Annotated in this window: 26 protein-coding genes; 11 read left to right on the top strand and 15 right to left on the bottom strand. The window is 74.0% G+C overall.

What is annotated here, in order from left to right; genetic code table 11:
* Positions 1-105: 105 nt before the first annotated feature.
* Positions 106-1,062 carry a GlxA family transcriptional regulator gene (locus IIE03_RS21145; RefSeq protein ID WP_192864749.1) on the bottom strand — a complete coding sequence of 319 codons (957 nt, stop codon included), beginning with the start codon at positions 1,060-1,062 and terminating at the stop codon, positions 106-108.
* A gap of 10 nt (positions 1,063-1,072) precedes the next feature.
* Positions 1,073-1,774, bottom strand: a complete 702-nt coding sequence (locus IIE03_RS21150; protein ID WP_192864750.1) for a maleylpyruvate isomerase family mycothiol-dependent enzyme — start codon at positions 1,772-1,774, stop codon at positions 1,073-1,075.
* Positions 1,775-1,878: 104 nt separating this feature from the next.
* Here IIE03_RS21150 and IIE03_RS21155 point away from each other — a divergent pair, with 104 nt between their 5' ends.
* Positions 1,879-2,529, top strand: a complete 651-nt coding sequence (locus tag IIE03_RS21155) for a DUF1684 domain-containing protein (protein WP_192864751.1) — start codon at positions 1,879-1,881, stop codon at positions 2,527-2,529.
* A 35-nt stretch (positions 2,530-2,564) separates the two neighbouring features.
* Here the strand turns inward: IIE03_RS21155 and IIE03_RS21160 are convergent, their stop codons facing one another.
* A complete protein-coding gene (locus tag IIE03_RS21160) occupies positions 2,565-4,466 on the bottom strand; it encodes an ABC transporter ATP-binding protein (RefSeq protein WP_225998164.1) in 1,902 nt (633 codons plus the stop codon).
* A gap of 192 nt (positions 4,467-4,658) precedes the next feature.
* On the opposite strand from IIE03_RS21160, the gene IIE03_RS21165 reads away from it, so the two are divergent.
* A complete protein-coding gene (locus IIE03_RS21165; protein WP_192864752.1) occupies positions 4,659-5,720 on the top strand; it encodes a winged helix DNA-binding domain-containing protein in 1,062 nt (353 codons plus the stop codon).
* A 12-nt stretch (positions 5,721-5,732) separates the two neighbouring features.
* Here the strand turns inward: IIE03_RS21165 and IIE03_RS21170 are convergent, their stop codons facing one another.
* Positions 5,733-6,641, bottom strand: a complete 909-nt coding sequence (locus tag IIE03_RS21170) for a LysR family transcriptional regulator (protein ID WP_192864753.1) — start codon at positions 6,639-6,641, stop codon at positions 5,733-5,735.
* Between the two features lie 71 nt (positions 6,642-6,712).
* Here IIE03_RS21170 and IIE03_RS21175 point away from each other — a divergent pair, with 71 nt between their 5' ends.
* Complete coding sequence (locus IIE03_RS21175; protein WP_192864754.1) at positions 6,713-7,660, top strand: EamA family transporter; 948 nt, start codon at positions 6,713-6,715, stop codon at positions 7,658-7,660.
* A gap of 87 nt (positions 7,661-7,747) precedes the next feature.
* Here the strand turns inward: IIE03_RS21175 and IIE03_RS21180 are convergent, their stop codons facing one another.
* Both IIE03_RS21180 and IIE03_RS21185 read right to left on the bottom strand, forming a co-directional pair.
* Positions 7,748-8,287: a hypothetical protein gene (locus IIE03_RS21180; RefSeq protein ID WP_192864755.1), complete on the bottom strand. Its 540-nt coding sequence runs from the start codon at positions 8,285-8,287 to the stop codon at positions 7,748-7,750.
* 59 nt (positions 8,288-8,346) lie between these two features.
* Positions 8,347-9,156: a class I SAM-dependent methyltransferase gene (locus IIE03_RS21185; protein ID WP_318843113.1), complete on the bottom strand. Its 810-nt coding sequence runs from the start codon at positions 9,154-9,156 to the stop codon at positions 8,347-8,349.
* A gap of 67 nt (positions 9,157-9,223) precedes the next feature.
* On the opposite strand from IIE03_RS21185, the gene IIE03_RS21190 reads away from it, so the two are divergent.
* Both IIE03_RS21190 and IIE03_RS21195 read left to right on the top strand, forming a co-directional pair.
* Complete coding sequence (locus IIE03_RS21190; protein WP_192864757.1) at positions 9,224-9,736, top strand: mycothiol transferase; 513 nt, start codon at positions 9,224-9,226, stop codon at positions 9,734-9,736.
* 40 nt (positions 9,737-9,776) lie between these two features.
* Positions 9,777-10,823 (top strand): alcohol dehydrogenase catalytic domain-containing protein, encoded by a 1,047-nt coding sequence (locus tag IIE03_RS21195; protein ID WP_225998129.1) that lies wholly within the window; start codon positions 9,777-9,779, stop codon positions 10,821-10,823.
* Between the two features lie 10 nt (positions 10,824-10,833).
* On the opposite strand, the gene IIE03_RS21200 is transcribed toward IIE03_RS21195, so the two are convergent.
* Together IIE03_RS21200 and IIE03_RS21205 are read right to left on the bottom strand one after the other, a co-directional pair.
* Complete coding sequence (locus IIE03_RS21200) at positions 10,834-12,321, bottom strand: flavin-containing monooxygenase (RefSeq protein ID WP_192864758.1); 1,488 nt, start codon at positions 12,319-12,321, stop codon at positions 10,834-10,836.
* A gap of 141 nt (positions 12,322-12,462) precedes the next feature.
* Complete coding sequence (locus tag IIE03_RS21205; RefSeq protein WP_192864759.1) at positions 12,463-12,840, bottom strand: hypothetical protein; 378 nt, start codon at positions 12,838-12,840, stop codon at positions 12,463-12,465.
* 120 nt (positions 12,841-12,960) lie between these two features.
* Here IIE03_RS21205 and IIE03_RS21210 point away from each other — a divergent pair, with 120 nt between their 5' ends.
* The 3 genes from IIE03_RS21210 to IIE03_RS26925 all read left to right on the top strand — a co-directional run bounded on the left by IIE03_RS21210 (position 12,961) and on the right by IIE03_RS26925 (position 16,236).
* Positions 12,961-13,980, top strand: coding sequence for a sigma-70 family RNA polymerase sigma factor (locus tag IIE03_RS21210; protein ID WP_192864760.1), 1,020 nt, complete (start codon positions 12,961-12,963; stop codon positions 13,978-13,980).
* A 65-nt stretch (positions 13,981-14,045) separates the two neighbouring features.
* On the top strand, positions 14,046-14,570 hold the full coding sequence (locus IIE03_RS21215; RefSeq protein WP_192864761.1) for an rRNA adenine N-6-methyltransferase family protein: 525 nt from the start codon (positions 14,046-14,048) through the stop codon (positions 14,568-14,570).
* A gap of 22 nt (positions 14,571-14,592) precedes the next feature.
* Positions 14,593-16,236 carry a RyR domain-containing protein gene (locus IIE03_RS26925; protein ID WP_192864762.1) on the top strand — a complete coding sequence of 548 codons (1,644 nt, stop codon included), beginning with the start codon at positions 14,593-14,595 and terminating at the stop codon, positions 16,234-16,236.
* Positions 16,237-16,245: 9 nt separating this feature from the next.
* On the opposite strand, the gene IIE03_RS21225 is transcribed toward IIE03_RS26925, so the two are convergent.
* The gene (locus IIE03_RS21225; RefSeq protein ID WP_192865064.1) at positions 16,246-16,926 is read right to left on the bottom strand and encodes a response regulator; all 681 of its coding nucleotides are present in this window, start codon (positions 16,924-16,926) and stop codon (positions 16,246-16,248) included.
* An 8-nt stretch (positions 16,927-16,934) separates the two neighbouring features.
* A complete protein-coding gene (locus IIE03_RS21230; RefSeq protein WP_192864763.1) occupies positions 16,935-18,251 on the bottom strand; it encodes a sensor histidine kinase in 1,317 nt (438 codons plus the stop codon).
* 135 nt (positions 18,252-18,386) lie between these two features.
* Here IIE03_RS21230 and IIE03_RS21235 point away from each other — a divergent pair, with 135 nt between their 5' ends.
* Positions 18,387-19,298 (top strand): DUF4097 family beta strand repeat-containing protein, encoded by a 912-nt coding sequence (locus tag IIE03_RS21235; RefSeq protein ID WP_192864764.1) that lies wholly within the window; start codon positions 18,387-18,389, stop codon positions 19,296-19,298.
* Positions 19,299-19,343: 45 nt separating this feature from the next.
* Positions 19,344-20,093, top strand: a complete 750-nt coding sequence (locus IIE03_RS21240; protein ID WP_192864765.1) for a GOLPH3/VPS74 family protein — start codon at positions 19,344-19,346, stop codon at positions 20,091-20,093.
* Positions 20,094-20,123: 30 nt separating this feature from the next.
* Here IIE03_RS21240 and IIE03_RS21245 read toward each other — a convergent pair whose 3' ends face one another.
* The 4 genes from IIE03_RS21245 to IIE03_RS21260 are packed head-to-tail and all read right to left on the bottom strand — an operon-like array spanning position 20,124 to position 22,379.
* Complete coding sequence (locus IIE03_RS21245; RefSeq protein ID WP_192864766.1) at positions 20,124-20,720, bottom strand: TetR/AcrR family transcriptional regulator; 597 nt, start codon at positions 20,718-20,720, stop codon at positions 20,124-20,126.
* On the bottom strand, positions 20,704-21,435 hold the full coding sequence (locus tag IIE03_RS21250) for a YqeB family protein (RefSeq protein ID WP_192864767.1): 732 nt from the start codon (positions 21,433-21,435) through the stop codon (positions 20,704-20,706). The genes IIE03_RS21245 and IIE03_RS21250 overlap by 17 nt, the downstream gene beginning before the upstream one ends.
* A 58-nt stretch (positions 21,436-21,493) precedes the next feature.
* The gene (locus IIE03_RS21255; protein ID WP_225998130.1) at positions 21,494-21,706 is read right to left on the bottom strand and encodes a helix-hairpin-helix domain-containing protein; all 213 of its coding nucleotides are present in this window, start codon (positions 21,704-21,706) and stop codon (positions 21,494-21,496) included.
* A 31-nt stretch (positions 21,707-21,737) separates the two neighbouring features.
* The gene (locus IIE03_RS21260; RefSeq protein ID WP_192864768.1) at positions 21,738-22,379 is read right to left on the bottom strand and encodes a DnaJ family domain-containing protein; all 642 of its coding nucleotides are present in this window, start codon (positions 22,377-22,379) and stop codon (positions 21,738-21,740) included.
* A 141-nt stretch (positions 22,380-22,520) separates the two neighbouring features.
* On the opposite strand from IIE03_RS21260, the gene IIE03_RS21265 reads away from it, so the two are divergent.
* Positions 22,521-23,189: a 4a-hydroxytetrahydrobiopterin dehydratase gene (locus IIE03_RS21265; protein ID WP_192864769.1), complete on the top strand. Its 669-nt coding sequence runs from the start codon at positions 22,521-22,523 to the stop codon at positions 23,187-23,189.
* Here the strand turns inward: IIE03_RS21265 and IIE03_RS21270 are convergent.
* Positions 23,186-23,692: a hypothetical protein gene (locus tag IIE03_RS21270; RefSeq protein ID WP_192864770.1), complete on the bottom strand. Its 507-nt coding sequence runs from the start codon at positions 23,690-23,692 to the stop codon at positions 23,186-23,188. The genes IIE03_RS21265 and IIE03_RS21270 overlap by 4 nt on opposite strands.
* Between the last annotated feature and the right edge of the window lies 1 nt (position 23,693).

Genomic DNA, 23,693 nt, shown 5'->3' on the forward strand with positions numbered 1-23,693 from the left:
CTCCATGCTCGGCGGCCCGGAGGGAGGCCGAAAGTGGCTCGAACGCCATGGTGCGCAAGGATCCCGCCGGACATTGCGCCATGCGCCGCAAGGATCTCGCCACGATCATGCCGAGAACGTGTGCCGGTACTCCGTCGGGGAGGTGCCGAGGATCCGTTGGAAGTGCAGGCGCAGGTTCGCGGCCGTGCCGAGCCCGACCCGGTGCGCGACCTGCTCGACCCCCAGGTCGGTGCGTTCCAGCAGCTCGCGCGCCAGGTCCACGCGGGCGCGGAGCACCCACTGCATCGGCGTGTACCCGGTGTCCTCCGCGAAGCGCCGCGAGAAGGTGCGCGCCGAGACCCGCGCGTTGCGGGCGAGCGTCTCGAGGGTCAGCGGCTCGGCCAGGTGCTCCAGGGCCCACTCCCGGGTCTCGGCGAACAGGTCGCCGAGCGGCTCGGGCACGCTGCGCGGCACGTACTGCGCCTGTCCCCCGCTGCGGTAGGGCGCCGCCACCAGCCGCCGGGCGACATCGTTGGAGAGCCCGACGCCGTGATCGCGCCGCACCAGGTGCAGGCACAGGTCGATGCCCGACGCCGCTCCCGCCGAGGTGAGCACCTCGCCCTCGTCCACGAACAGCACGTTCCCGTCCACCTGCACGCGCGGGTACCGCTCGCCGAGCGCCCGCGTGTAGTGCCAGTGGGTGGTCGCCCGCTTGCCGTCGAGCAGCCCGGTCGCCGCGAGCGCGAACGCGCCGGTCGAGATCGCCGCGAGCCGCGCCCCGCGGGCATGGGCGTTCTTGAGCGCGTCGACGACGACGGCGGGCGGGTCGGCGTCGGCCGGTGTCCGGTAGCCGGGGACGAAGACGGTGTCGGCGCGTTCGAGGGCGTCGAGCCCCTCGGCCACGTGGTACGAGAGCCCGTCGCCACCCGTGACCAGGCCGGGCGCCGCGCCGCACACCCGCACCTCGTACGGCATGCCCGGCCGGTGGGAGAACACCTGGGCCGGGATGCCGACGTCGAGCGGCTTGGCGCCCTCCAGCACGAGCACGGCGATCTGGTGGTTCCTCCGGCCCGAAGCGCTCACCCGATGGATCCTAGGCCGCGGATCCCGGACCTCGCCCCTCCCGCTGCGGCCGGGCCCGATCCCCGCCCAGGCGCCGCGCCAGTTCCGGCACTCCGGCACCGGCGAGTCCGCGGAGGTAGGCGCCACGGCCTGCCATCACCATGACGAGCCCCAGCAACGGACCTTCCACCAGAGGCAGGGCGGGGTCGTCGTTCGCGGCGAACGCCGCGTCGGTCGCCCGCAGGCGCAGCCCTTTGATCTGGGACCGGCTGTTCACCGCGTAGTCACGACCCGCGAAGAACTCCGCCACCCGGGTCAGACCCACGTCCGAGTACGTGTGCTCGATGCCGAGGGGACGGCGAATATCCTCTCCGTGCACGACGATCTCCCCCAGCCAGGGGACGGGGTTCCTGGTCGGCATGCGCACGGGCTCGCCGCCCGCGGACCCGAGCGCCGCGAACCGGCGCAGCGTGTCCTGCGGCGTGGAGCCCCGGAACCGTTCCAACTGCCTGCGGTTGTGCACGGCGGGCCGGAAGCCGGCACGCACGATGCTGCGGATCCAGCCGGCAGCCCCGATGGTCATCGCGGACCCGAGGTGCGCCACGACGTCCTCGACGGACCATCCCGCGCACAGCGACTCCTGGATCCAGTCCTCATCCGTCAGGTGCCGCAGATCCTCCGCGATCGCCTGCCGCTCCGACCCGATGATCGCCCCGAGCACGTCTCGTTCCATGGCCGTCACCGTATCCCTCGACTCGGACACTCCTGCCCCGTCTCCTCGATCCTCCGTCCACGCGCGGCCGTCCCCTCCGAGCCGTCTCCGCCTACGGTGGGGCCATGACCGGCTCCGACCCGCACACCGCCCCCGGCCGCGCGCTGGCCGTCGCCGACTGGCGGCGGCGCGTCTTCGCCCTGTACGACGACGTCCGCGCGCGGGCGGGCGCGGATCCCGCCGAGGCGCACGCCGCCTGGGTCGCCGGGCGGGACGAGCTGTTCGCCACGCATCCCGCGTCACCGCTCCTGGACGCGGACCGCACGGGGTTCACCGGGCTGCGCGTGGCACCGTACGACCCGGCGTGGCGCTTCGAGACGCGGATCGTTCCCGCTCGTGAGCCGAGGCGGCTGGAGGTGCCCACCGGCACGGACGGCGTCGTCCCCTTCGAGCTGCTCGGGGCCGTCGAGTTGCCGGGCGCCGGATCGCTGGACGTGTGGCGGCTCGCCTCGTACGGCGGCGGGCTGTTCGTCCCGGTGAAGGACGCCCTCGCGGGGCGGCCCGGCGGGACGTACGGCGGCGGGCGGTACCTCGTGGACACGATCAAGGGTGCGTGGCTCGGAGAGCCCGGCGACGACGGCGACCGCCTGGTCCTGGACCTCAACTTCGCGTACAACCCGTCCTGCGCGTACGACCCGGCCTGGGCCTGCCCGCTCGCACAGGCCGGCAACACCCTCGCCGTGCCGGTCCCGGTGGGCGAGCTCATGCCTGCCTGAGCGCGCGACTCGCGTGGTCGGCGGCTGCCGGGTGGTCAGGCCGCGCCGTCGGTCGCGGGCGCGAACTGGGTCCGGTACAGGTCCGCGTACAGCCCGCCCGCGGCCAGGAGCTCGGCGTGCGTGCCCTGCTCGGCGACGCGCCCGTCGTCGAGCACCACCACGAGGTTCGCGCCGCGGACCGTGGAGAGGCGGTGCGCGATGACCAGTGAGGTACGGCCCGCGAGCGCCTCGTCGAGCGCGGCCTGGACGGCGGCCTCCGAGGCGGAGTCGAGGTGGGCCGTGGCCTCGTCGAGGATGACGACGTCGGGAGCCTTGAGCAGGAGCCGCGCGATGGCGAGACGCTGGCGCTCGCCGCCGGAGAGGCGGTAGCCGCGGTCGCCGACGACGGTCTCGATGCCCTGCGGGAGCCGGGACACGAGGTTCCAGATGCGGGCGCGGCGCATCGCCTGTTCGAGGTCGGCGTCGGTGGCGTCGGGCCGGGCGTAGCGGAGGTTGGCGGCGACGGTGTCGTGGAAGAGGTGGGCCTCCTGGGAGACGACGCCGACCGTGGCCCGCAGGGAGGCGAGCGTGACGCCCCGCAGGTCCTGGCCGGCGATCGCCACGCTGCCGGACGTCGGGTCGTACATGCGCGTGACCAGGTGACCGGTGGTGCTCTTGCCGGCGCCGGAGCGGCCCACGAGCGCGACCATGGCGCCGGCCGGGACGGTGAAGGTGAGATCGCGCAGCGTGTCCGACGCCGGCTCCTGGGCGGGGGCGGCGACGGCCTCGAGGGAGGCGAGCCCGACCTCGTCGGCCTTCGGGTACCGGAACGTGACGCGGTCGAGGGTGATGCTCACGCCGTGCCGGGCGACGGCGTCGCGGAGGTCGGTGGCGTCGTCGGCGTCGGTGACGGTGGGCTCGAGGTCGAGGACCTCGAGGACGCGTTCGAAGCTGACGAGTGCGGTCATGATGTCGACCTGCACGTTCGCCATGGCGGTGAGGGGGCCGTAGAGCCGGTTCAGGTAGGCGGCCATGGCGACGACGACGCCGACGGTGAGGGTGCCGGCGATGGCCTGGAGGCCGCCGAGTCCGTAGACGACAGCGATCGCGAGGGAGGCCATCGTGGTGAGTCCGACGCGGAACCAGGTGCCCAGGAGCGCGCGCCGGACGCCGATCTCGCGCAGCGCCTCGACCGGGCGGGCGTACTCGGCGGCCTCGCGGGCCGGGTCGCCGAAGACCTTGGCGAGGTGGGCGCCCGCGACGTTGAAGCGCTCGTTCATGAGCTGGCCGACGTCGGCGCTGAGCTCGTAGGTGCGGTGGGTGTAGTCGGCGAGGCGGCGCCCGAACCAGCGGGCGGGCAGCACGAACAGCGGCGTGACCAGCAGGGCGAGGAGGGTGAGCTGCCAGGACATGGCGAACATGGCGGCGAGCGTGAACACGACGGTCAGCGCGTTGGACACGACGGTCTGCAGGGTGGAGGTGAACGCCTGCTGGGCGCCGAGCACGTCGCCGTTGAGGCGCTGGACGAGCGCGCCGGTGCGCGTGCGGGCGAAGAACGCGAGCGGCATGCGCTGCACGTGGCCGAACACGGCGGTGCGCAGGTCGACGATGAGTCCCTCGCCGATCCGGGCGGAGACCCAGCGTTCCGCGACGGCGAGTCCGGCGCTCACGAGCGCGAGCCCCGCCGCGCCCGCGGCGAGGGCGACGACGAGGCCGGAGTCGCCGGCGGCGATGCCGTCGTCGATCAGGTAGCGGAACAGCAGCGGGACGGCGGTGCCCGCGGCGGCGTCGAGCACGAGGAGGATCGCGAAGATCGCGAGCTGCCCGCGGTAGGGGCGGGCGAACGCGAGGATGCGCCGGACCGTGCCGCGGCCCAGCCGGTGACGCGCCACCGCGCGGTCCTGCATGAAGGCGCGCATGGTGCTGCCCTGGCCCATGCCGCGCGAGGAGTTGTTCATGGTCACGCGGCAACGCTATGCCGGGGCACTGACATTCCCCGCGACGTGCCGCTCCGCGGGCCCCAACGGTTCCGGGCCCTCACTCGTGGTGACGGGTAAGGGTGCGGCGGTCCGACCCCCCGTTGCCGCCGCACCCGCCATCCGCCTGCTGCGCCTGTCGTCGATGTCCGACACCCGGCATAGCCTTCGGTCATGTCCTCACCCGTGGTTCTCTCCCCCGACGCCGCCCGGCGGCTCCGGTTGCGCGCGCAGGGGCTGGTGGCGCGCCGCGACCTGTCTCCGGCCGAGGTGGTGCGGCGGATGGTCGCGCTGCAGGGGCAGGATCTCCCGGCGGTCCTGCGGGCCATCGCGATCCGGTGCCGTCCCGGTACGACGCTCGACGACGTCCGCGCCGCGTTCGACTCCGGCGAGCTCGTGCGCGGCTGGACGCAGCGCGGCACGCTCTTCGCCACGACGCCCCGGGACCTGGCGGCGCTGCTCTCGCTGACGGGCGAACGCGTGCGGCGCAAACTGCGCAAGGTCCACGCCGACGAAGGTCTGGACGACGACGTCGTGCGGCGGGCTGCGGCCGTGGCGCGGGAGGCGCTGGCCGACGGCGCCGTGTCGCGCGCCACGTTGATGGATCTCTGGCAGCAGGAAGGTGTGCCCACCCAGGGGCAGCGGGGCTACCACCTCATCGTGATGCTCGCGCTGGACGGCCTGCTGCACTGGGGACCGTTCGCGGGGACGCAGCAGCTCATGGTCGCCACGGCCGGTGCGCACGCCGTCGACCGGTCCGGGGAGCCCCGCGGGGACCTGCACCGCATCGCCCGCGCCTACTTCGCCACGCGCGGACCGGCCACCGTCGACGACCTCGCCTGGTGGCTCGGGCTCCCGAAGACACCCGTCCGCGCCACGGTCGCGGAGATCCCGGCTCTCCAGGAGGTCGAGGTCGAGGGCAGGGCGATGCTCATGGCGAGCGGGGCGGCCGAGCCCGATGCCGAGGCCGCGGGGGTGGCGCTCGTACCGGGTTTCGACGAGATCGTGCTCGGCTACCAGGATCGCGGCCTCGTGGCCTCGAAGGAGGCGATGCGGACCGTCGTCCCGTTCACGAACGGTGTCTTCCGCCCGGCGGTCCTGCTGGACGGGCGCCTGGTCGGCACCTGGCGCCGCGCCCCGAAGAAGGACGAGCCACCGTTCGAGCTGATCGACGGAATCCGCGCCCGCGACCGCAAGGCGATCGAGCGGGCGATCGCCACCTGGAAACACGGCTGAGCAGGCGGGCCGTCAGGCGACCGAGCGGCCCACCTCGCGGAACGCGTCGAGGACGGTGCGGACCGCCAGGCGTTCGGCCCGGTCCGGGCGCGCCATCGCCACGATGTGCCGGCCCGCGGCGATTCCCGCCACCGGGCGGAGCACGAGCCGCGGGTCCGACGTCGTGTACCGCGGCAGCACGGCCACCCGGTCGCCCGCCGCGACGAGGGCCTCGATGAGGCGGTTGTCGCGCAGGCGCTGCACCACCGTCAGCGGCAGGCCCGCGGCCGTCTCCACAGCGAGGCGCAGGCTGTCGAACGGGTAGCCGGCCGGCACGCCGTACCACTCGCAGCCCGCCAGCTCCACCGGGGTGACCTCCCGCCGCACCGCCAGCGGATGCCCCACGCGCATCGCGATGTCCAGCGGCTCCCGCAGCAGGGCGACCGTGGTGAGGTGCCCGGCGCCCTCGGGCACCTCGGAGGTGAAGCTGTGCCCGACCACGATGTCGTGGTCCGTCACCAGCTCCGCGTACGTCGTCTCGGCCACGTCCACGTCGGTGCACTCCAGCAGGACGTCCGTCCCGGCCAGCCGCTCCAGCACCCCCGGCAGCAGGACGGCCGCCGCGCTCGCCAGCATCGCCACCGTGACCGTGCCCGACGGCGCACCCACGTACGCGTCCCACCGCGCCTGGACCCGCGCGACCGCCCGGGCGACGTCGCGCCCGCCGTCCGCCAGGAGCCGGCCGGCCTCGGTGAGCCGCACCCCCCTGCCGTCCGCCTCGACGAGCCGCACGCCGCCGAGTTCCCGCTGTGCCGTGCGGAGCTGCTGCGACACCGCGGACGGCGTGCGGAACGTCGCCGCCGCGACGGCGGTCACCGACCCGCGGTCCGCGAGTTCGCGCAACAGGTCCAGGTGCCGCGGGTCGACACGACTCAATTCCATGAAGGCAGCCTACAGAGAGATGTAGCAAGTTTCACTTGTCCTACAGAGCAGTCCGGCCGCAGACTCGGGTCATGCCGCTCACCCACCGCCTGCTGGCTTTCTCGGTCGCCCTGATGTGGGGACTGAACTTCATCGCGATCAACGCCTCCCTGCAGCAGTTCCCGCCGTTCCTGCTCGTCGCGCTCCGCTTCGCGGTCGTGGCCGTCCCCACGCTCCTCCTCGTCCCCCGGCCACCGGTCCCGGTGAAGTGGCTGATCGGCTACGGCCTCGGGTTCGGCACACTCCAGTTCCTGTTCCTGTACTGGGGCATGGCGGCCGGCTTCCCGACCGGCCTGGCCTCGCTCGTCCTGCAGTCGTCGGCACCGTTCACGGTGCTGCTGGGCGCGACGGTGTTCCGCGAGCGCGTCTCGGCCCGTCAGCTCGCCGGGCTCGGCGTGGCCACGGCGGGGCTCGCCGTGGTCGGCTGGCAGCAGGCGCAGGCCGCCGCGTTCGGCCCGTTCCTCCTCGTGCTCGCCGCCGGGTTCGGCTGGGCGATCGGGAACGTGTCCAACGCCCGCGCGATGGCCGGGGCCGCGCAGCGGCCGAACCCGCTGCACGTCACGCTCTGGATGTCCGTGGTCCCGCCCGTACCGATGGCGCTGCTGTCGCTGGCCGTCGAGGGCCCGGCGGCGATCGCCCGGTCCTTCTCGCCCGGACCCGAGCTGCTCCCGGCGCTCGTCGGACTCGCGTACACGGTGGTGATCGGCACGCTCGTCGGGTCGGGGATCTGGACGTGGCTGATGGGCCGGCACCCGGCGGGGATGGTGGCGCCCTTCTCCATGCTCGTGCCGGTGGTGGGGCTGAGCGCGTCGGCGCTCGTGCTGGGCGAGCAGCTCGGCGTGCTGCAGCTGGTCGGAGCGGCCCTGGTGATCGCGGGGGTGCTGTGGGGCTCGCGATCCCGTCGCGGCGGCCCGGTCCGGCCCGTCCCCCGGACCCGGAGCGCGAACGAACCGGCACGAGCCGCGGCCGGCACCCGCTGACGAGACCGGTTGTCGAGGGGTCGATCGGCTGTCCGGGCGGCCGACCTCTCGACGTCGGGCCGACGGCTCGGCGATCGGCCGGCCGCATCACCCGGCGTCGGCCGCGACCTCCCACCACAGGTCGGCAACCATGTCGCCGGTGCCGTCGCCCCGGGCCGTCAGCATCACCCGGTACTCGCCGGCGGGCAGCTCCGGAGTGACCAGCCACCAGCCGTCCTCCTGCCGTTCGGCCGGGAGGCTCGTCCAGTCCCCGTCCTCCTCGATCATGCCGTCGGCCTCGACATCGTCGGTGGCCAGCACGTCGAACCCGTCCAGGCCCTCAGCCGTGACCTGCACGTGGATCGCCGACGGCGACCCGACGGACGGCGGATCCGAGTCGAACCCGTCCACGCACTCGGTCGTGTAGCAGTACGTGTGCGGGCCGAGCTCCAGTTCCTGGCCGTCGTACACGACGCGGAACGGGGACGGCCCGCCCTCGCGACCGATCACGTCGTGCGTGGTCGTCACGGTGGGCTCCGGTGCCGACGCGGGCGGAGGAACACTCTGCGCACCGCCGGCGCACCCCGCGGCCAGGACTCCGGGGAGGATGACGACGAGAACGGCTGAGACGCCGCGGTGTCTGTTCATACCCGGAATGTGTCCCCGCACCCGCGAGGATTGCGTCCTCCGGACGCCGCCCCGGCGCGTCAATCCTTCTGCCAGACGGAGACGTGCTTCTCGCTGTCGGCCGTGAACGGCGAGCCGTCCCAGTCCGCCCAGCGGTCGACGAGCCGCATCCCGGCGATGCGCGCCATCAGGTCCATCTCGGCCGGCCAGGCGTAGCGGAAGGGAACGGAGTAGACGCGCCCGGCGCCGTCGTCGGACACGCGCACGTGGACGGAGCGGAACCGCTGCGTGGCGACGTCGTACTGGTCGAAGCCGACGTATCCGGAGGTCAGCCCCTCGCCCGTGGTCTCCACGGCGAACGGGACGGTGTCCTGGCCGGGCGGCAGGCGCCGCAGGCCGGGCACGCCGACCTCGACGAGGAACCGTCCGCCGGGGCGCAGGTGGGCGGCGGCGTTGCGGAACACGTCGACCTGGCCGTCCTGGGTGGTGACGTTGCTGATCGTGTTGAACACGAGGTAGGCGAGGGCGAACTCGCCGGGGGCGATGTCGCCGTCGGCGCGCGTCCTGGTCATGTCGCCGATCGTGACGTGGATCCGCTCGGCACCCGGCTTGCCGTCGATGCGGCGGGCCATGGCGCGGCTCAGTTCGATGCCGTGCACGGTCGTGCCGCGCGCGGCGAGCGGGGCGGCGATCCGGCCGGTGCCGATCGCGAGTTCGAGGGCGGGGCCGCCCTCGGCCAGGTCGTGGAGCACGTCGACCGTGCGGGCGACGACGGCCGGGTCGAACTCGGCGCCGTCGTCGGAGTCGTAGCCGGCCGCGACGGTCTCGCCGAACAGGCCGTCGGCCGGGTCGTCCAGGGGCTGCTGGTCGCGCTGCGCGTCGTCGTTCACGGAACCCGACCCTAGGCACCCGCGCGGCCGGACGCCCGTCCTTTTTCGACGCCCGTAGCATAGGGTCATGAACGGTGCGGACCTGCTCGTGGACGCGTTCGGCCGGATCCGCGAGGAGGTGCACGCCGCCGTCGCGGGCCTGACGCCGGACGAGCTCGCGTGGCGCGCCGACCCCGACGCGAACTCCGTCGCCTGGCTCGTCTGGCACCTCACGCGGGTGCAGGACGACCACGTGGCCGACGTCGCGGGCGTCGACCAGGCCTGGACGCACCACGGCTGGGCGGACCGCTTCGGCCTCCCGCTCCCGATCCGGGACACCGGCTACGGCCACCGCCGGGAGGAGGTCGCCGCGGTCCGCGCCACCCCGGACCTGCTGACCGGCTACCACGACGCCGTCCACGAGCGCACCATCGAGTACGTCTCCGGCCTCACGGACGGCGACCTCGACCGCGTCGTCGACACGTCCTGGGACCCGCCGGTCACCCTCGGCGTCCGCCTGGTCAGCGTGTTCGACGACGACGCCCAGCACGCCGGCCAGGCGGCCCTCGTACGTGGCATCCTCCTGCGCCGCCGCGACTGACGACGCGGCCCGGCGGGGCACTTGACCTCAACCTCGGTTGATGTTCGAGACTCCTCGCATGGACGCCGTCATCCTCCGCGACTTCGGACCCGCCGAGAACCTCGAGCTCGCACAGGCCCCGGACCCGGTGCCGGGCCCGGGCCAGGTGCTCGTCGACGCCGTCGCGCACGGCGTGCACCTGGTCGACACCAGGCTGCGCGCCGGCGAGGCGGGCCCGCTCCCCCTCCCCCGGCTCCCCGCCATCCCGGGACGTGAGGTCGCCGGGACCGTCTCGGCCGTCGGCCCGGGAGTCGCGCCGTCGTGGATCGGCACGGCCGTCGTCGCCCACGTCGGGCCGCGGCCCGACGGCGGCGGGTACGCGAGGAAGGTCGCGGTCGACGAGGAGCGGCTGCACCGCGTTCCCGCCGGGCCGGACGGCGCCACCATGGAGCCGGCCGACGCGATCGCCATGATCGGCACCGGCCGGATGGCGGTCTACACGCTCGACATCGCGTCGATCTCCGCGGCGGACGTCGTCGTGGTCACGGCGGCCGCGGGCGGGCTCGGCACGCTGTTCGTCCAGGAGGCGCTGCGGGCCGGTGCCCGCGTCCTCGCGCTCGCCGGCGGCGAGTCCAAGCTCGGCGCCCTGCGGGCCGTGACCGCGGGGACCGACCGGATCGCGCTCGTCGACTACTCCGCCGAGGGCTGGGAGGAGACCGCCCGGGCGGCGCTCAGCTCGCTCGACGCCACGGACGGCGCCACCCTCGTGCTCGACGGCGTCGGCGGCTCGCTGGGCACCGCCGCCACCCGCCTGCTCGGCGGGCGGGGCGTGCTCGTCGTCCACGGCTGGGCGTCGGGCGGCCCGAACGCGTTCGCGACGAACGCGGCCGGGGCCGGCACCGGTGCCCCCGAGGTCGAGGTCCGGTACGCCGTCGGCCCCGACGCCCCGCCGATGAGCGACCAGCGTCCCTATCAGGAGCGGGCGCTGGCCAAGGCGGCGTCGGGCGAGTGGCGCGTCCTCACCCACCGCGTCCCCTTCGCGGAGGCCGCGCGCGCCCACCGCGAGCTGGAGGAACGCCGTACCACGGGCAAGGTGGTCCTGGTGTGACGGCCCGGGGTCACGCTCGCGCCAGCCGCTCCTTCAGCCGGCCGATCGACCCCTCGTAGACCGACGGGTCGATCGGCAGGAGCCACTGCTTGACCTTGACGCCCCGCGAGACGTTCAGGTCGATGTCGTCGAGGGTCTCGTCGACGTTGTGCATCGAGAACGGGATGACGCACGTCCCGCGCGCGTGATGCCCCTGGGTGCGCTCCTCGGTCCAGCGCAGCCGCGCCTCCACCAGCTCCCGCCGCTCCTCCAGCGGCGGCAGCGGCACCTTCCCCGCCAGGTGGGCGCCGATCCAGAGCGCTCCCGCCTCGGCGCTGAGCGGGCTGAAGTAGGACGAGTTGTAGCCGTTGAAGGTCAGGTTCGGCACGTCGTGCGGGAGGATCTGCCGCCACAGGTGGAAGTTGCCGTCGTCGTCGAGCAGCCGCTTCTGGATCTTCTGGTCGAGGAACGGCACCCGCTGGTGCCACCCCGTCCCGCACACGACCAGGTCCGCCGGGACGATGTGGCCGTCCGACAGCTTCGCGTACGGGCGCCCGTCCCTGATGACGAACCGCTCGATCACCGTGTCCCGGTGCACGACGATCTTCCCGCTGCGGATCTGCTCGAAGAACTGGTCGCTGACGAGCGAGACGGACTGCCGGGCGATGTCGGTGAACACGCCGTGCGGCACGAGGCCGAGCTTGCGCAGCGTGAGCTGCCGGGTGGTGATCGTGGCGATCGAGCCGATCATCGCGCGGGTGACGAGGCGTCCCCGGCCGTGCAGGAAGTTCTCGATCCCGACCGGCGTGATGTAGCGGAACAGTCCCTCACCGAGTCGCGTGAGCAGGAGGTACTTGAAGTTGAGCACGCGGCCGATCTTCTTCGGCATCTTCCACAGCAGGCTGCGGGCGACCACCCGCGTGCTCGCCGCGATCGGCCCCAGCGACGTCGCGATGTCGCACGCCGACTTGCCGTAGCCCACGACCAGGACGTGCCTTCCCGCGCCCTCCGTGATGTCGTTGAGCTGCGAGGGCGCCAGCAGCCGCCCGCCGTGCCGCACCAGGTCGGAGTACCCCTCGTACTTCGGCAGCACCGGGTCGGAGAAGATCCCGTTGGCGACGACCAGGTGGTCGAACCGCTCCGGCGCCTGCAGCGAGCCGCCCGCCGGGCGTACCGTGACCAGCCAGCCGTCCTCCGCGTCGGTCGGTTCCGTCCGGACCACTTCGGTGGACAGCCGCAGGCTGGGCCCGAGGCCGAACTTCCGCACGTATGCCTCGAGGTACGCCTGCACCTGCGCCCCGGACGGCCACTCCGGGTACTCCGCCGGCATCGGATGGTCCGAGAACGTGTAGGTGTCCTTGTTGTTCTGCGTCGTCAGCCCCGAGTACCGGCGCGTGCGGCTCCACACACCGCCCACGTCCGGCGCCTTCTCGAAGACCACCACCTCGTGGCCCAGCTCCCGCAACACCTTGAGTACCGCCAGCCCGGCGAACCCTGCTCCCACGACCGCGACCCGCACGTCCGCTCACCTCATCCCGTCGACGTTTCCCGATGTCAGGGACCGAACCGTAACGATGTGCCAGGAGCTCGGACTCCACGGCAGTAATTGACAAGGCCGGATATGAGCGATATGCACGAAGCTGGGTACGCGACCGCCCGGCTACGCCGCGCCGAACGCCACCGGGTCGTCCGGCCGCCGCGGCCGCAGCTCCGCGGGCGCCGGCCAGCCGAGCTCGACGCGCTCGACGACGGCGTCGACCGCGCCGAAGTCGTCCGTCTGCACGACGACGCGGCCCGGGCGCACGTCCACGATCCGGACCCGGAGCGGGTCCTGTCCCGGACGCTCGAGCGTCCAGATCTCCGCGAGCCAGCGCAGCCCGAGCTCGTCGAGCACCTCCTCGGCCTCGACCCAGCCGACGGCGCCCGACACGTCCCTCCCCAGCAGCGAGACCGCCACCCAGTCGTCACCCTCCGGCCGGATCCAGCCGACCAGCTCTCCGTCCTCCCGCCGGTGCGGGATCCACCCCTGAGGAACCATGCCGCCGACGCTAACCGCGTCGCCCCGCCGCGGCCAGCGTTTTCGGCGTCGCCGGCACGAACGCCGTCACATCCGTGGCCGCCGGGTTGTCGGACGGGGAACGGACGAGAGGATGGCCCCATGACCGAGGACACCGCCGGGACCCGCATCATCGACGACGACGCCCTCGACCGGCTCCGGCCGCTGTCGTTCGCGGTGGCCTACCGCATGCTCGGGAGCGTGGCCGAGGCCGAGGACGTGGTGCAGGAGGCGCTCCTCAAGGTCGCCCAGCAGGCCGACGAGCCGGGCGGCGTGCGCAACCCGGACGCGTTCGTCACCACGGTCACCACCCGGCTGTCGATCAACGTGCTGCGCTCGGCGCGCGCCCGCCGCGAGACGTACGTGGGGCCGTGGCTGCCGGAGCCGCTCATGGACGCGACCGCCGTCGCGCACGCCGCTCCCGCACCCGACGCCGCCGCGCACGCCGAGCTCGCCGACGACCTCTCGACCGCCTTCCTCGTGGTCCTCGAGACGCTCACGCCGACCGAGCGGGCCGCGTTCCTGCTGCACGACGTGCTCGGCTACCCGCACGGCGAGGCCGCCGAGATCATCGGGACGACCGCCGTCTCGGCCCGGCAGCTCGCCTCGCGGGCACGGCGGCGGATCGAGGCGAAGCGGTCCGAGGCCCTGGGCCGCACGCACGCCCGCCGGGACCGGGAGGAGGCGAACCGGCTCGTGGGCCGCTTCCTCGCCGCGATCGAGGAGGGGAAGGTCGAGGCGTTCGTCGACGTCCTCGCCGACGACGTCGTCTTCACCGGCGACGGCGGCGGCAACGTCCCGCCCGGGTTCGCCATCAGCAAGCCGATGTCGGGCCGCGAGCGCGTCGCGAAGCTGCTCACCGGCTTCACCCGGCGCGGCATGTCGGGCCTGGCGTACTACGTCCCGGAGGACATCAACGGCGCGCCGGGCCTGGTCATCATGGCCTCCGACGACCTGGGCGGGGGTGTGCTCGGCACGCTGTCCTTCGAGATCGGCACGACGGCGGACGGCTCGGCGCGGATCGCCGCCGCCCACGGCGTCGTGAACCCGGCCAAGCTCGGCCACCTGGGACGCCTGGCGGACCTGGACCGCATCGCGGCGTACGTGCGCGGCGGCCGGTAAATTCCGTTGAGGCCGGCGGAGCGGCCTGGTTACCGTGCCTGCCATGTTCATGGTGATGGTGCGCCGTGGCCGGGCAGCGGTCGAGGCGCGAGTGGGGATGGCACCCGCTCACTGACGAGTTCGCCCGCCGGGTCGTGGCCGACGCCCGTGTCCGCCCCGGCGAGCTGGTCCTGGACCTGGGCGCGGGCACCGGGGCACTGACCCGGCCGCTCGTGGACGCCGGGGCGCGCGTGCTGGCCGTCGAGCTGCATTCGGGCCGCGCACGGCGCCTGCGGGAGCGGTTCGCCGACGACGACGTCCGGGTGCTGGAGATCGACCTGGCCGACCTACGCCTGCCGCGGCGGCCGTTCCGCGTGGTGGCGAGCCCGCCGTACGGGATCACGACGGCGCTGGTGCGGGCGCTGACGGTGCGCGGCTCGGCACTGCGGCGGGCCGACCTGGTGGTACAGCGCCAGGCCGCCCGGCGCCTCGCGGAGCGGTACGCCCGGACGCCCCGGTGGAGCGTCACCGCGTGGCGCCCGCTGCCGCGCCGCGCGTTCCGGCCGCCGCCACGGGTGGACTCGTGCCTGCTGACGGTCCGGCGGGGCTGACGACCTGGGGTAGCGTGCCTCCGTGACCCGCGCTCGCCTGCCCTGGACACGGATCGGTTTCGTCGGCCTGGTCACCACCTCCCTCGTGCTGGGGGGCTGGGGCTTCGCGCTCGACACCGCGGACGTCCCCGGCCGCACCTGGTTCGACGTCCTCTACTACGACCTCCAGCTCTTCGTGCTGGGCGCCGACCCCGCGAGCGACGGCGGCGCCCTGTCGTGGCAGCTCCAGGTGGCCCGTTTCGTGGCCCCGGCGACGGCGGTCTGGGCGATCGTCGAGGCGGTCCGCGCGCTGTTCGCCGAGCGCATGCGGCGCATGCGGGAGCGGCGGACGAAGGGCCACGCGATCGTCGTCGGGCGGACCGACGCGGCCGTGGCCGTGGCCGACGCGCTCCGCACCGGGGGTCACACCGTCCTGCGGGCGGACGGCGACGACGACCTGGACGACGCCGGCCTGCGAGGCGCGGCCGTCCTGTACGCGTGCGCCGACGACTCGGGCAACCCGAGCGTCAACGTGCTGACCGTCGCCTCCGTCGCGAACACGGTGCGCGAGCGCGGCCGCGGGCCGCGGCGGCTGTACGCGCACGTCGGCGACCCGGACCTGGCCGCCGCGCTGCAGGCACGCCACCTCGCGGGCGAGTCGACGGGCGTCGACTTCTTCACGCTCGACGCGCTGGCCGCCCAGAGCCTCGCCGCGCGCGAGGCCGAGGCGCTGGCCGCCGCGGCGGCGGTGGCGGTGATCGGATCGGGCGACCTGGCCCGCGCCCTCGTCGTGGCGCTGGCCCGCGAGTGGGAACTGGTGGCGGGCGTGCGAAGCCGCCTGACGATCCTGCTCGTCGCCGACGACGCCCCCGCCGTCGCCACCGAGCTGACCAACCGCTGGGGCGTCGTCATGGAGGCGTGCGACCTGCTGCCCGTGACCGAGCTGCCGGACTCGGCGGCGCCGGACCGGATCTACGTGTGCCCGGACGACGAGGACGCCGCGCTGTACACGGCGCTCACGGACACGAGGCTGTGGCACGGGGCACCGGGATCGCTCGTGCTGGTGCTCGACCGCCTGGCGGGGCTCGGGGGCGTGCTGGACGGCGACGGCGCCCGCGTGCTGGACGACCTGGACGGCCGCCTGCGGACGGTCGTGGTGCACGACCTGCTCGCGCACACCCGCTATCCCGAGCCGCGCATCCACGAGGACGTGTACGACCGGCTCGCGCGCGCCGTGCACCACGTCTACCTGCGCAACCAGCTCGAACGCGGCGTCGTGTGGGCGAGCACGCCCGCGATGCGCCGGTGGGAGGACCTCACCGAGGACCTGCGCGAGTCCAACCGCGGCTGGGTGGTCGGCCTCCCGGACCGCCTGGCGCGCGTGGGCGGCACGATCGCGCCGCGCGACGGCGGCACCGACGCGGAGATCTCGGGCCCGATGCTGGACCGCCTCGCCAAGGCCGAGCACGACCTGTGGGAGGCGGTGCGCATCGACCTCGGCTGGCGCTACGGCCCCGTGCGCGACGACGCGAAGCGGCTGCACCCGATGATCGGCGTGCCGTGGGAGGACCTGCCCGAGCTCGAGAAGGAGAAGGACCGCGACGTGATCCGCAACCTCCCGGAGATCCTGGCGGAGTTCGGCCTGGAGCTCGTCTTCTACGACCACGCCACGGCGCAGGTTCCCTGACGGTGGCGCCTACGCGGCCGGCCCGTCCGCGCCCAGGTGACGCAGGACCGCGAGGACACGGCGGTGGGCCGTCGCGTCCTGCGGCAGGTCCAGCTTCGTGAAGATCGCCGCGACGTTCTTCTCCACCGCCCCGTACGACAGCACCAGCTCCTGCGCGATCGCCCCGTTCGACAGGCCCTGCGCCATCAGCCCCAGCACCTCCCGCTCCCGCGGCGTCAGGCGGGCCAGGCCCGGGTCCGCCGCGCTGCGCGCCGCGCCCAGCAGCTGCGTCACCACCTCCGGGTCCAGCACCGTCTCCCCCGCCGCGACCCGCGCCAGCGCCGACGTGAAGTCCCGTACGTCCGCCACCCGGTCCTTGAGCAGATAGCCCACTCCGCGGGCGTCCGCCTCCAGCAGCCGCGACGCGTACGTGGTCTCGATCCACTGGGAGAACAGCAGCACCGGCAGGCCCGGCAGCCGCTCCCGCAGCGCGAGCACCGCCCGCAGCCCCTCGTCGGTGTGCGACGGCGGCATCCGCACGTCCGCCACCACCACCTCCGGCGGCGCGCCGGCGTCCGCGAGCGCCGTCACCTCCGCCACGAGGGCGTCCCCGTCGGCCACGGCCGCGACGACCTCGTGGCCGCGGCGCGCGAGGAGGGCGGCCAGTCCGTCGCGCAGGATCACGGAGTCCTCGGCGATGACGACGCGCAGGCCGGGCGTCACGGGCGGGTGCTGGTCGGCAGTGTCACGGTCACCACCGTAGGCCCTCCGGCGGGGCTGGCCAGGTCGAACGCGCCGTCGATGGCGCGCACCCGTGCCATGAGGCCGGCCAGGCCGGTCCGTTCCCCGGCGCCGTCGCCGACGACGACGGCCCCGCCCCGCCCGTCGTCGCGCACCTCGAGCCGCAGCGTGCCGTTCGCGCGTTCCACGCGCACGGCGACGGCGTTCGCGGCGGCGTGCTTGGCGGCGTTGGTGACGAGCTCGGCGACGGTGTAGTAGGCGATGGACTCGACGGCGGGGGCGAGCCGGGGTTGTTCGACGCCGGGCGCGATGTCGACGGTGACGGGCAGCGGCGCCCGGGCAGCGAGCGTGCGGAGCGCCACGGCGAGTCCGCTGTCGAGGGCGGCGGGGTGGATGCCGCGCGCGATCTCCCGCAGTTCGGCGAGGGTCTCGAGCGCGGACGCGTGGGCGGTGTCGAGCAGGCCGGACGCGAGCTCGGGCGCGCCGTCGGCGAGGTGCTCGCGCGCCTCGTCGACCTGCATGGCGACGGCGACGAGGCGGGCCTGGGTGCCGTCGTGCAGGTCGCGCTCGATGCGGCGGAGGCGTGCGTCGGCGCCCTCGACGGCGCCGGCGCGGGAGGCACGCAGCTCGGCGACGCGCAGGGCGCCGCGGGTCGGGCCGAGGAGGGCCTGGCCGAGGATCTGCAGCAGCATCGTGAACAGGCGCATCACCCACGGCCACAGGTACAGCACGAGGATGCCGGCGGCGACGCCCACGGCGATGCGGTCGGGCGTGTCCACGAACCAGTCGCCGAACGACGCGCCGCGGTGCCAGGAGCCGTCGCCCGCCTGCTGCGGCGGGAGCCAGCGGTACCAGGCCGGGTAGGTGATCGCGCCGAGCGCCGTGCAGACGAACACGGTGCTCACGACGAATCCGATGACCGTGACCGGGAACGAGACGAACAGGAACAGGAGCGCGCGCCAGCCGGTGCTGTCGCCCAGCAGGGATCCGAGGCCGCGCCAGAACCCGCGTCCGCGCCGGAAGGGAGGCGGCTCAGCGATCTCGGTGCGGAGCGTCTGCCGCAGGAGCCCGCGGTGGAGGGCGCCCCAGCCGCGTCCCCCCGCCACCATGCCGCCGCCGACCCAGAGTCCGGCCACGGTGACGGCGAGTCCCGCGGTGAGCGCGATCGTGGTCAGCATGTACGCCAGGCCGAACGGGGCGACGAGCAGCGCGAGCCACAGGTAGCCGTACTCGGCCCAGGTCCGCGTGCGGAAGGGCGCGGTGCCGAAGCCGATGCGCGAGGTCATGGTGGTCATGTTCCCAGCCTGCGGCCCGCGGTGTGCGGGCGGCCATGGTGCGTGCCGGTGAACTCGGGAGTAGGGAGAACCCCACCCCGGCTCAGGGGACTCCCCCAGTGCCCGGCGGGCGGCGGGAGGCCTAGGCTCGGCTCCATGAGCAGCGCAGACGACCGGCCCGCCCCGCCCGCTCCCTATCCGCCGGCGGAGCCCGCGGCCGGCTCCGCCGGGCGGGTCGCGGCGCTGGTCGGCGGGATCGGGGCGCTGGTCCTGGCCGCGGGTGGGGCGCTGTTCTACGCGGACGTGGCGAACTCCCGGACGGAGAGCTCCCACCAGTCCTACGACGCGGCCGGGACGGTCGAGCTGGTGGCCGACGGCGATGTGGCCGTGCGGGCCGCCGAGGGCGACGTGGAGGTCGAGGCGATCGCGCACAGCGGTCTCACGGGGCCGAGCTACTCCTCCCGTGAGACCGCGGACCGGCTGGTCGTCACGCACGAGTGCCGGGCGTTCCTGAGCCTGTTCCGGTGCTCCGGCGAGCTCGACGTGACGCTGCCGGCCGGGACCGACGTGGTGGTACGCACCTCGAACGGCGAGGTGATCGCCGCCGGGATCGCGGGGACGCTCGAGGTGGGCTCGAGCAACGGCGACGTCGAGTCGTCGGGCAACGCGGGGCGTCAGGTCCTCAGCTCCAGCAACGGCGACGTCGTCGTGCACGACGCCGGGGGCGACGTCTCGGCGGACACGTCGAACGGCGGCATCGAGGCCGTGCGGATCGCCGGATCGCTCGACTCGGTGACGAGCAACGGACGGATCGTCGTCGCGGACGTCTCGGGTGACGTCACCGCCGGGTCGAGCAACGGCCGGATCGAGATCGAGGGCTTCGACGGCGACGTGCGGGCGACGACGAGCAACGGCGACGTCACCGTGACGGGCGACGGCGAGCCGGTGCGGCTCACGATCTCGACCGGCAACGGTTCCGAGACCGTCGAGGGCGCGACCGATCCGGACGCCGACCGCACCGTCGAGATCGAGACGAGCAACGGCGACGCCAGCTATCTCGGCCGGTAGAGCACGAATCGCCGTTATCCCGCTTAATCGAGATATGGTGCGGGCATGCTGATTGCCGAAGACCTGCTGCTGCTTGCCGTCGACGACGAGTCGGGCAAGACAGTCAACGTCGACAACCTGAATGCCCGCCTCGCCGGCGCCCTTCTGGCCGACCTCGCGAACGCCAACAGGATCCTCACCCAGGGCGGGCCCGAGGCCGGCGCGACGAAGGAGGAGCGCAAGGAGGCGGCCGACGCCAAGATCCTCATCACCAACCCCGACCCCACCGGCAACAAGGCCCTCGACGCGGCCCTCGAGGCCGCCAAGGGCGAGGAGCGCCGGGCGCAGAAGGTGGTCGAGCGCATCGCCGAGAACGCCGAGGAGAATCTCCTCGACGGGCTGGTCGAGCGCGGGATCCTGGAGAAGGAGGAGACCAAGCTCTTCCGCATGCTGCCGCAGACCCGCTGGCCCGCCGCCGACTCGTCCCATGAGAACGAGCTGCGCGTGACCCTGAAGAAGGTTCTGGTCGAGGGCGCGGAGCCGGACGAGCGCACCGCGACCCTGATCTCCCTGCTGCACGGCTCCGGCCTGGTCGCCAACGTGGTGGGCAAGGAGGACCGGAAGGCCGCCGAGGCGCGCGCCGAGGAGATCGCCGGCAGCGAGTGGGGTGCGGCCAGCGTCGCCGCCCAGGTCGCCGTCGCCGCGTCGATCGCCGCCGTCGCGGCCGTGGGTGCGGTCGCCGCGGCGCTGATCATCGCGGCCGCGAAGGAGAACGAGGAGTCCTCCGAGCCGGCCGAGGCCACCTCGCAGGCCTGATCGCCGTCCCGGGCGGCCCGCGAGTCCCTCCTACCTCGGCACGAGGAACTCGCGGGCCGTCGCCACGAGCAGGTCCCTCTCGCCGAGTGCCGTGAAGCCCGGCTCCACCGCGATGCGCTCCAGGAAGCCGTCCATCAGCAGCATCAGCCACGACACGATCCGCGCGGCCGGCAGGTCCGTGCGCACCTCACCGGCCTCCTGCCCCTGCCGCACCCACGGGCGGATGCGATCCCGCTGGGCCTCCGCGTCCGCGTCGAGCGCCGCGGCGACCTCGGGCAGGTGCATCACCCCCGCCGCCGCGCGCACGAACCCGGGCATCCTCGGGTCCGCGGCCTCGTCGGCGCTGCCGCCCACGATCTCCAGCAGCACGCCGAGCGGGTCCTCACGCCCGTCGTAGTCGGCGGCCGACTCCCGCACCTCGCGCGTGCCGTGGTCCAGGATGCCGAGCAGGACGGCGAGCTTCGTGGGGAAGTAGTGGAAGAGCGTCCCCGAGCCGATCCGCGCCTGCCGGCAGATCGCGGCCGTCGTCGCGCCGTCGTACCCGTGGGCGGCGAAGACGGTCAGGGCCGCGTCGATGATGACGAGCCGCCTCGCCTCGTGGCGGGCCGGATCAACGGTCCGTGCCACGCACGCCCTCGGGGTTCACGTCCGACGCCGCCCGCCGCCCGCGCACCCGGCGCACCTGCAGGCGGTCGTCCCGCTCGCGCACCACCAGGCCGGCCGCCGCGAGCGCCTCGTCCGCCGTGCGCCGGGCCGCCTTGTCCTTGCGCTTCTCGCGGCGCTCGCGCAGCAGCGCCTGCTCCTCGGGCGTGAATCCGGGGCGGCCGTCGGCCCAGGGCTGGAAGTCGGCGTCGTACGGGTCGTCGTCGCGCAGGGGCCAGCCGTCGCCGGTCAGGGCGCCGCGGATCTTGGTCCGCGGCAGGTCGCTGATGTCGAGCCGCGCGCGCAGACCGCCGTCGGACGCGAGGAGCACGAGGTCGTTGCGGTCGCGGAAGGCGACCGCCGTCTCGGCGCGCTCCACCCAGAGCTCGCGGTCCTCCTGCCGGTGCTCGAGGTGGTCGCGGGCGACCTCCAGCTCGGGTGCCTCGCCCAGGGCGACGACGGCAAGGAAGATCCCGCCCAGCAGGCCGGCGCCGCCGAGCACGGGCAGCGACCAGGCCTGGTCGATCTCGCCGAGCCGTTCGACGAGGCCGTGCACGGGGAACGGCGTCCGCTCGATCAGGCTGGTGAGGCCGCGGGCGAGGCCCGGGCCGAACAGTCCGAGCAGCACGCCGAGCGCCGTTCCGCCGCCGATCAGCAGGATGGGCACGAAGGGTGACTGGCGGATGCGCGTCGTGGTCATGACGCCAATAATAGAGCGCCTGCTCCATTAATTGCACGTGTCCTCACCCGTGGGCGCCTCACCACGACCGGCGGGTGTTCCGCGCCTCCGTCAGGATCCGGACCGCCTTCGGCCCCACTCCGTGCAGGCTCAGCAGCTCGTCGAGGTCCTCCGGCAGGTCGGGGAGCGCGCGGTAGCCCGCATGCCGCAGTGCGCCGGCCGCCGGTCGGCCGATGCGCACGCCGTCGAACATCGGGCCCGAGTCCGGAGCCTCGCCCATCACCGTCGCCATGGGTCCATCCTGGCACCGGGGCAGCCGCGGGTCACCACGGCCGCCACCAGGGCTTCCTGCGCCGGTCGTCGCCGGCGGCCTCCGCCTCGCCCGGCGTCGTGCGGCGGCCGTCCGTCGTACCTCCGCGCGCTGCCCGGCGTGCCTCGCGGCGGGCACGCCACTGCGCGACCTCCGCGTCGACGTCGCGGGTGGGGGTCACGACCGGCGGCCCGCCCGTGAGCTGGCGGCGGGCGTCGATCACGCGGGCGTTGAACTCCTCGACGATCTCGCGCACGCGCTCCTCGGTGACCTCGCGGTCGAGCTGGTCCGCGAGCCCGGCCGCGTCGTGGCGGAGCTGCGCGGCGGGCAGCACCCCGGTGATCTTCTCGCGCTCGACCAGGTTCTTCACCCACCAGTCGGGGTCGTGCGCGCCCTTGATCCCCGGGATGGGCTTGCCCTCCAGCGGCAGGTTGTCGAACTCCCCGCGGCGGATCGCCTGGTCGATCACGGTGTCGACGAACCGGGAGCGCTCCTCCTGGCTCATGGTGCCGATGCGGCGCTCCTCACCGGAGTCCTCGCCGGAATCGTCCTCCGGCTCGGCCCCGGACCCGACCCGCTCCCTGGCGGCCTCCCGGTCCACCCGGTACTGCGCGGCCCGCCGGACCGGGTCGCCGTCGTCTTCGCTCGTCGCCATGACCAGCACGTTACCGGCTCGCCGTGGTCGGCAGGACGTCGCACGGTCGGTTCCTCGGGCGACCGACAGACCGACATCCGACCGACCACGCGACATCCTGCCGCCGTGTCCGTGTCCGCCTCCGGTGGGACGATCGAAGGCATGAGCACTCTCACCGGACAGCAGATCGCCGACGCCGGCCTGACGGGCTGGGTGTTCCTCGGGGACGCCCTCTACACCCGGGCCGCCACGGGCAGCTTCGCCACCGGCCTGGCGCTGGTCGACGCCATCGGCGCGGCGGCCGAGGCGGCGAACCACCATCCCGACGTGGACCTGCGCTACCCGCACGTCGACATCCGCCTGACGAGCCACGACGCCGGGGGCGTCACCGAGCGCGACGTGTCGCTGGCGCGCACCGTCGCCGGCCTGGCCCGCGACGCGGGCGTGAGCCTCGACGGCACCGGCCTGTCGAGGCTGGAGCTCGCGCTCGACACGCCCGCCCGGGACGGCGTGCGACCGTTCTGGCGCGAGTTCCTCGCCTACGAGGGCGACGCGGCCGACGGCGACCGTCCGTGGGCGGCCGACGAGCTCGGCGACCCCATGGGCCGCCTGCCCGTCGTGTGGTTCCAGGCCTCGGGCAGCGAGGAACCGCGGCAGCGCTGGCACCTGGACGTGTGGGTCGACCCGTCGCAGGTCCAGGGCCGGATCGACCGGGCCGTGGCGGCCGGCGGACGTGTCGTCGACGACAGCGAGGCACCCGCCTTCTGGGTGCTGGCCGACACCGAGGGCAACCGCTCCTGCCTGTGCACCTGGCAGGAGAGAACCGCCTAGGCGCGGCGCGGGAGTGGCTTGAGGACACCGTCCTCGGTGCGGGCCTGGACCATCGACTCCGGTGCGGGCGTCGGCGGGGCAGCCAGCTCCGAGGGGTCCGCGGTGGCGCGGCAGTAGACGCCGCCCCGGCCCTCGCGGCACAGCGTGTGCAGATCCGCGGCGAAGGTGTACAGGTCCTCGCCGGTCGACCCGCGGCGGAAGCGGCGCGACATCGCCCACTGGTCCACCAGGAGCTTGACCGTGTCCGGCTGCACGCGCCCGTACAGCGACAGGATGTGCGCCGAGAGCCGGATCACGAGGCGCGCGCCGTCCTCGCTCTCGGCGATCATCTGCGCGCTCAGGAGGCCGTCGTCGTCCCGGCGGGCACCGAGCAGCCGCTCGAGCTGACCGAGCACCGACGCGGGGTCGACGACGTGCGACCGCACGGTCGAGCCGAGGGACCGCCCGTCGATGGTGCCGGCAGCGGTCTCGTCGTCTGGGCTCGCGAAGTACTCGAACAACATG

The organism is Myceligenerans pegani, assembly GCF_014892515.1.
Taxonomy (GTDB): domain Bacteria; phylum Actinomycetota; class Actinomycetes; order Actinomycetales; family Cellulomonadaceae; genus Myceligenerans; species Myceligenerans pegani.

Excerpts from the sequence above, each read along its gene's own strand:
- IIE03_RS21265 (WP_192864769.1), top strand. The coding sequence starts at position 22,521 with ATGAGCACTCTCACCGGACAGCAGATCGCCGACGCCGGCCTGACGGGC.
- IIE03_RS21235 (WP_192864764.1), top strand. The coding sequence starts at position 18,387 with ATGAGCAGCGCAGACGACCGGCCCGCCCCGCCCGCTCCCTATCCGCCG.
- IIE03_RS21195 (WP_225998129.1), top strand. The coding sequence starts at position 9,777 with ATGTTCGAGACTCCTCGCATGGACGCCGTCATCCTCCGCGACTTCGGA.
- IIE03_RS21180 (WP_192864755.1), bottom strand. The coding sequence starts at position 8,287 with ATGAACAGACACCGCGGCGTCTCAGCCGTTCTCGTCGTCATCCTCCCC.
- IIE03_RS21210 (WP_192864760.1), top strand. The coding sequence starts at position 12,961 with ATGACCGAGGACACCGCCGGGACCCGCATCATCGACGACGACGCCCTC.
- IIE03_RS21165 (WP_192864752.1), top strand. The coding sequence starts at position 4,659 with ATGTCCTCACCCGTGGTTCTCTCCCCCGACGCCGCCCGGCGGCTCCGG.
- IIE03_RS21160 (WP_225998164.1), bottom strand. The coding sequence starts at position 4,466 with ATGAACAACTCCTCGCGCGGCATGGGCCAGGGCAGCACCATGCGCGCC.
- IIE03_RS21175 (WP_192864754.1), top strand. The coding sequence starts at position 6,713 with ATGCCGCTCACCCACCGCCTGCTGGCTTTCTCGGTCGCCCTGATGTGG.
- IIE03_RS21270 (WP_192864770.1), bottom strand. The coding sequence starts at position 23,692 with ATGTTGTTCGAGTACTTCGCGAGCCCAGACGACGAGACCGCTGCCGGC.
- IIE03_RS21255 (WP_225998130.1), bottom strand. The coding sequence starts at position 21,706 with ATGGCGACGGTGATGGGCGAGGCTCCGGACTCGGGCCCGATGTTCGAC.
- IIE03_RS21230 (WP_192864763.1), bottom strand. The coding sequence starts at position 18,251 with ATGACCACCATGACCTCGCGCATCGGCTTCGGCACCGCGCCCTTCCGC.
- IIE03_RS21250 (WP_192864767.1), bottom strand. The coding sequence starts at position 21,435 with ATGACCACGACGCGCATCCGCCAGTCACCCTTCGTGCCCATCCTGCTG.
- IIE03_RS21205 (WP_192864759.1), bottom strand. The coding sequence starts at position 12,840 with ATGGTTCCTCAGGGGTGGATCCCGCACCGGCGGGAGGACGGAGAGCTG.
- IIE03_RS21190 (WP_192864757.1), top strand. The coding sequence starts at position 9,224 with ATGAACGGTGCGGACCTGCTCGTGGACGCGTTCGGCCGGATCCGCGAG.
- IIE03_RS21240 (WP_192864765.1), top strand. The coding sequence starts at position 19,344 with ATGCTGATTGCCGAAGACCTGCTGCTGCTTGCCGTCGACGACGAGTCG.
- IIE03_RS21155 (WP_192864751.1), top strand. The coding sequence starts at position 1,879 with ATGACCGGCTCCGACCCGCACACCGCCCCCGGCCGCGCGCTGGCCGTC.
- IIE03_RS21150 (WP_192864750.1), bottom strand. The coding sequence starts at position 1,774 with ATGGAACGAGACGTGCTCGGGGCGATCATCGGGTCGGAGCGGCAGGCG.
- IIE03_RS21170 (WP_192864753.1), bottom strand. The coding sequence starts at position 6,641 with ATGGAATTGAGTCGTGTCGACCCGCGGCACCTGGACCTGTTGCGCGAA.
- IIE03_RS21260 (WP_192864768.1), bottom strand. The coding sequence starts at position 22,379 with ATGGCGACGAGCGAAGACGACGGCGACCCGGTCCGGCGGGCCGCGCAG.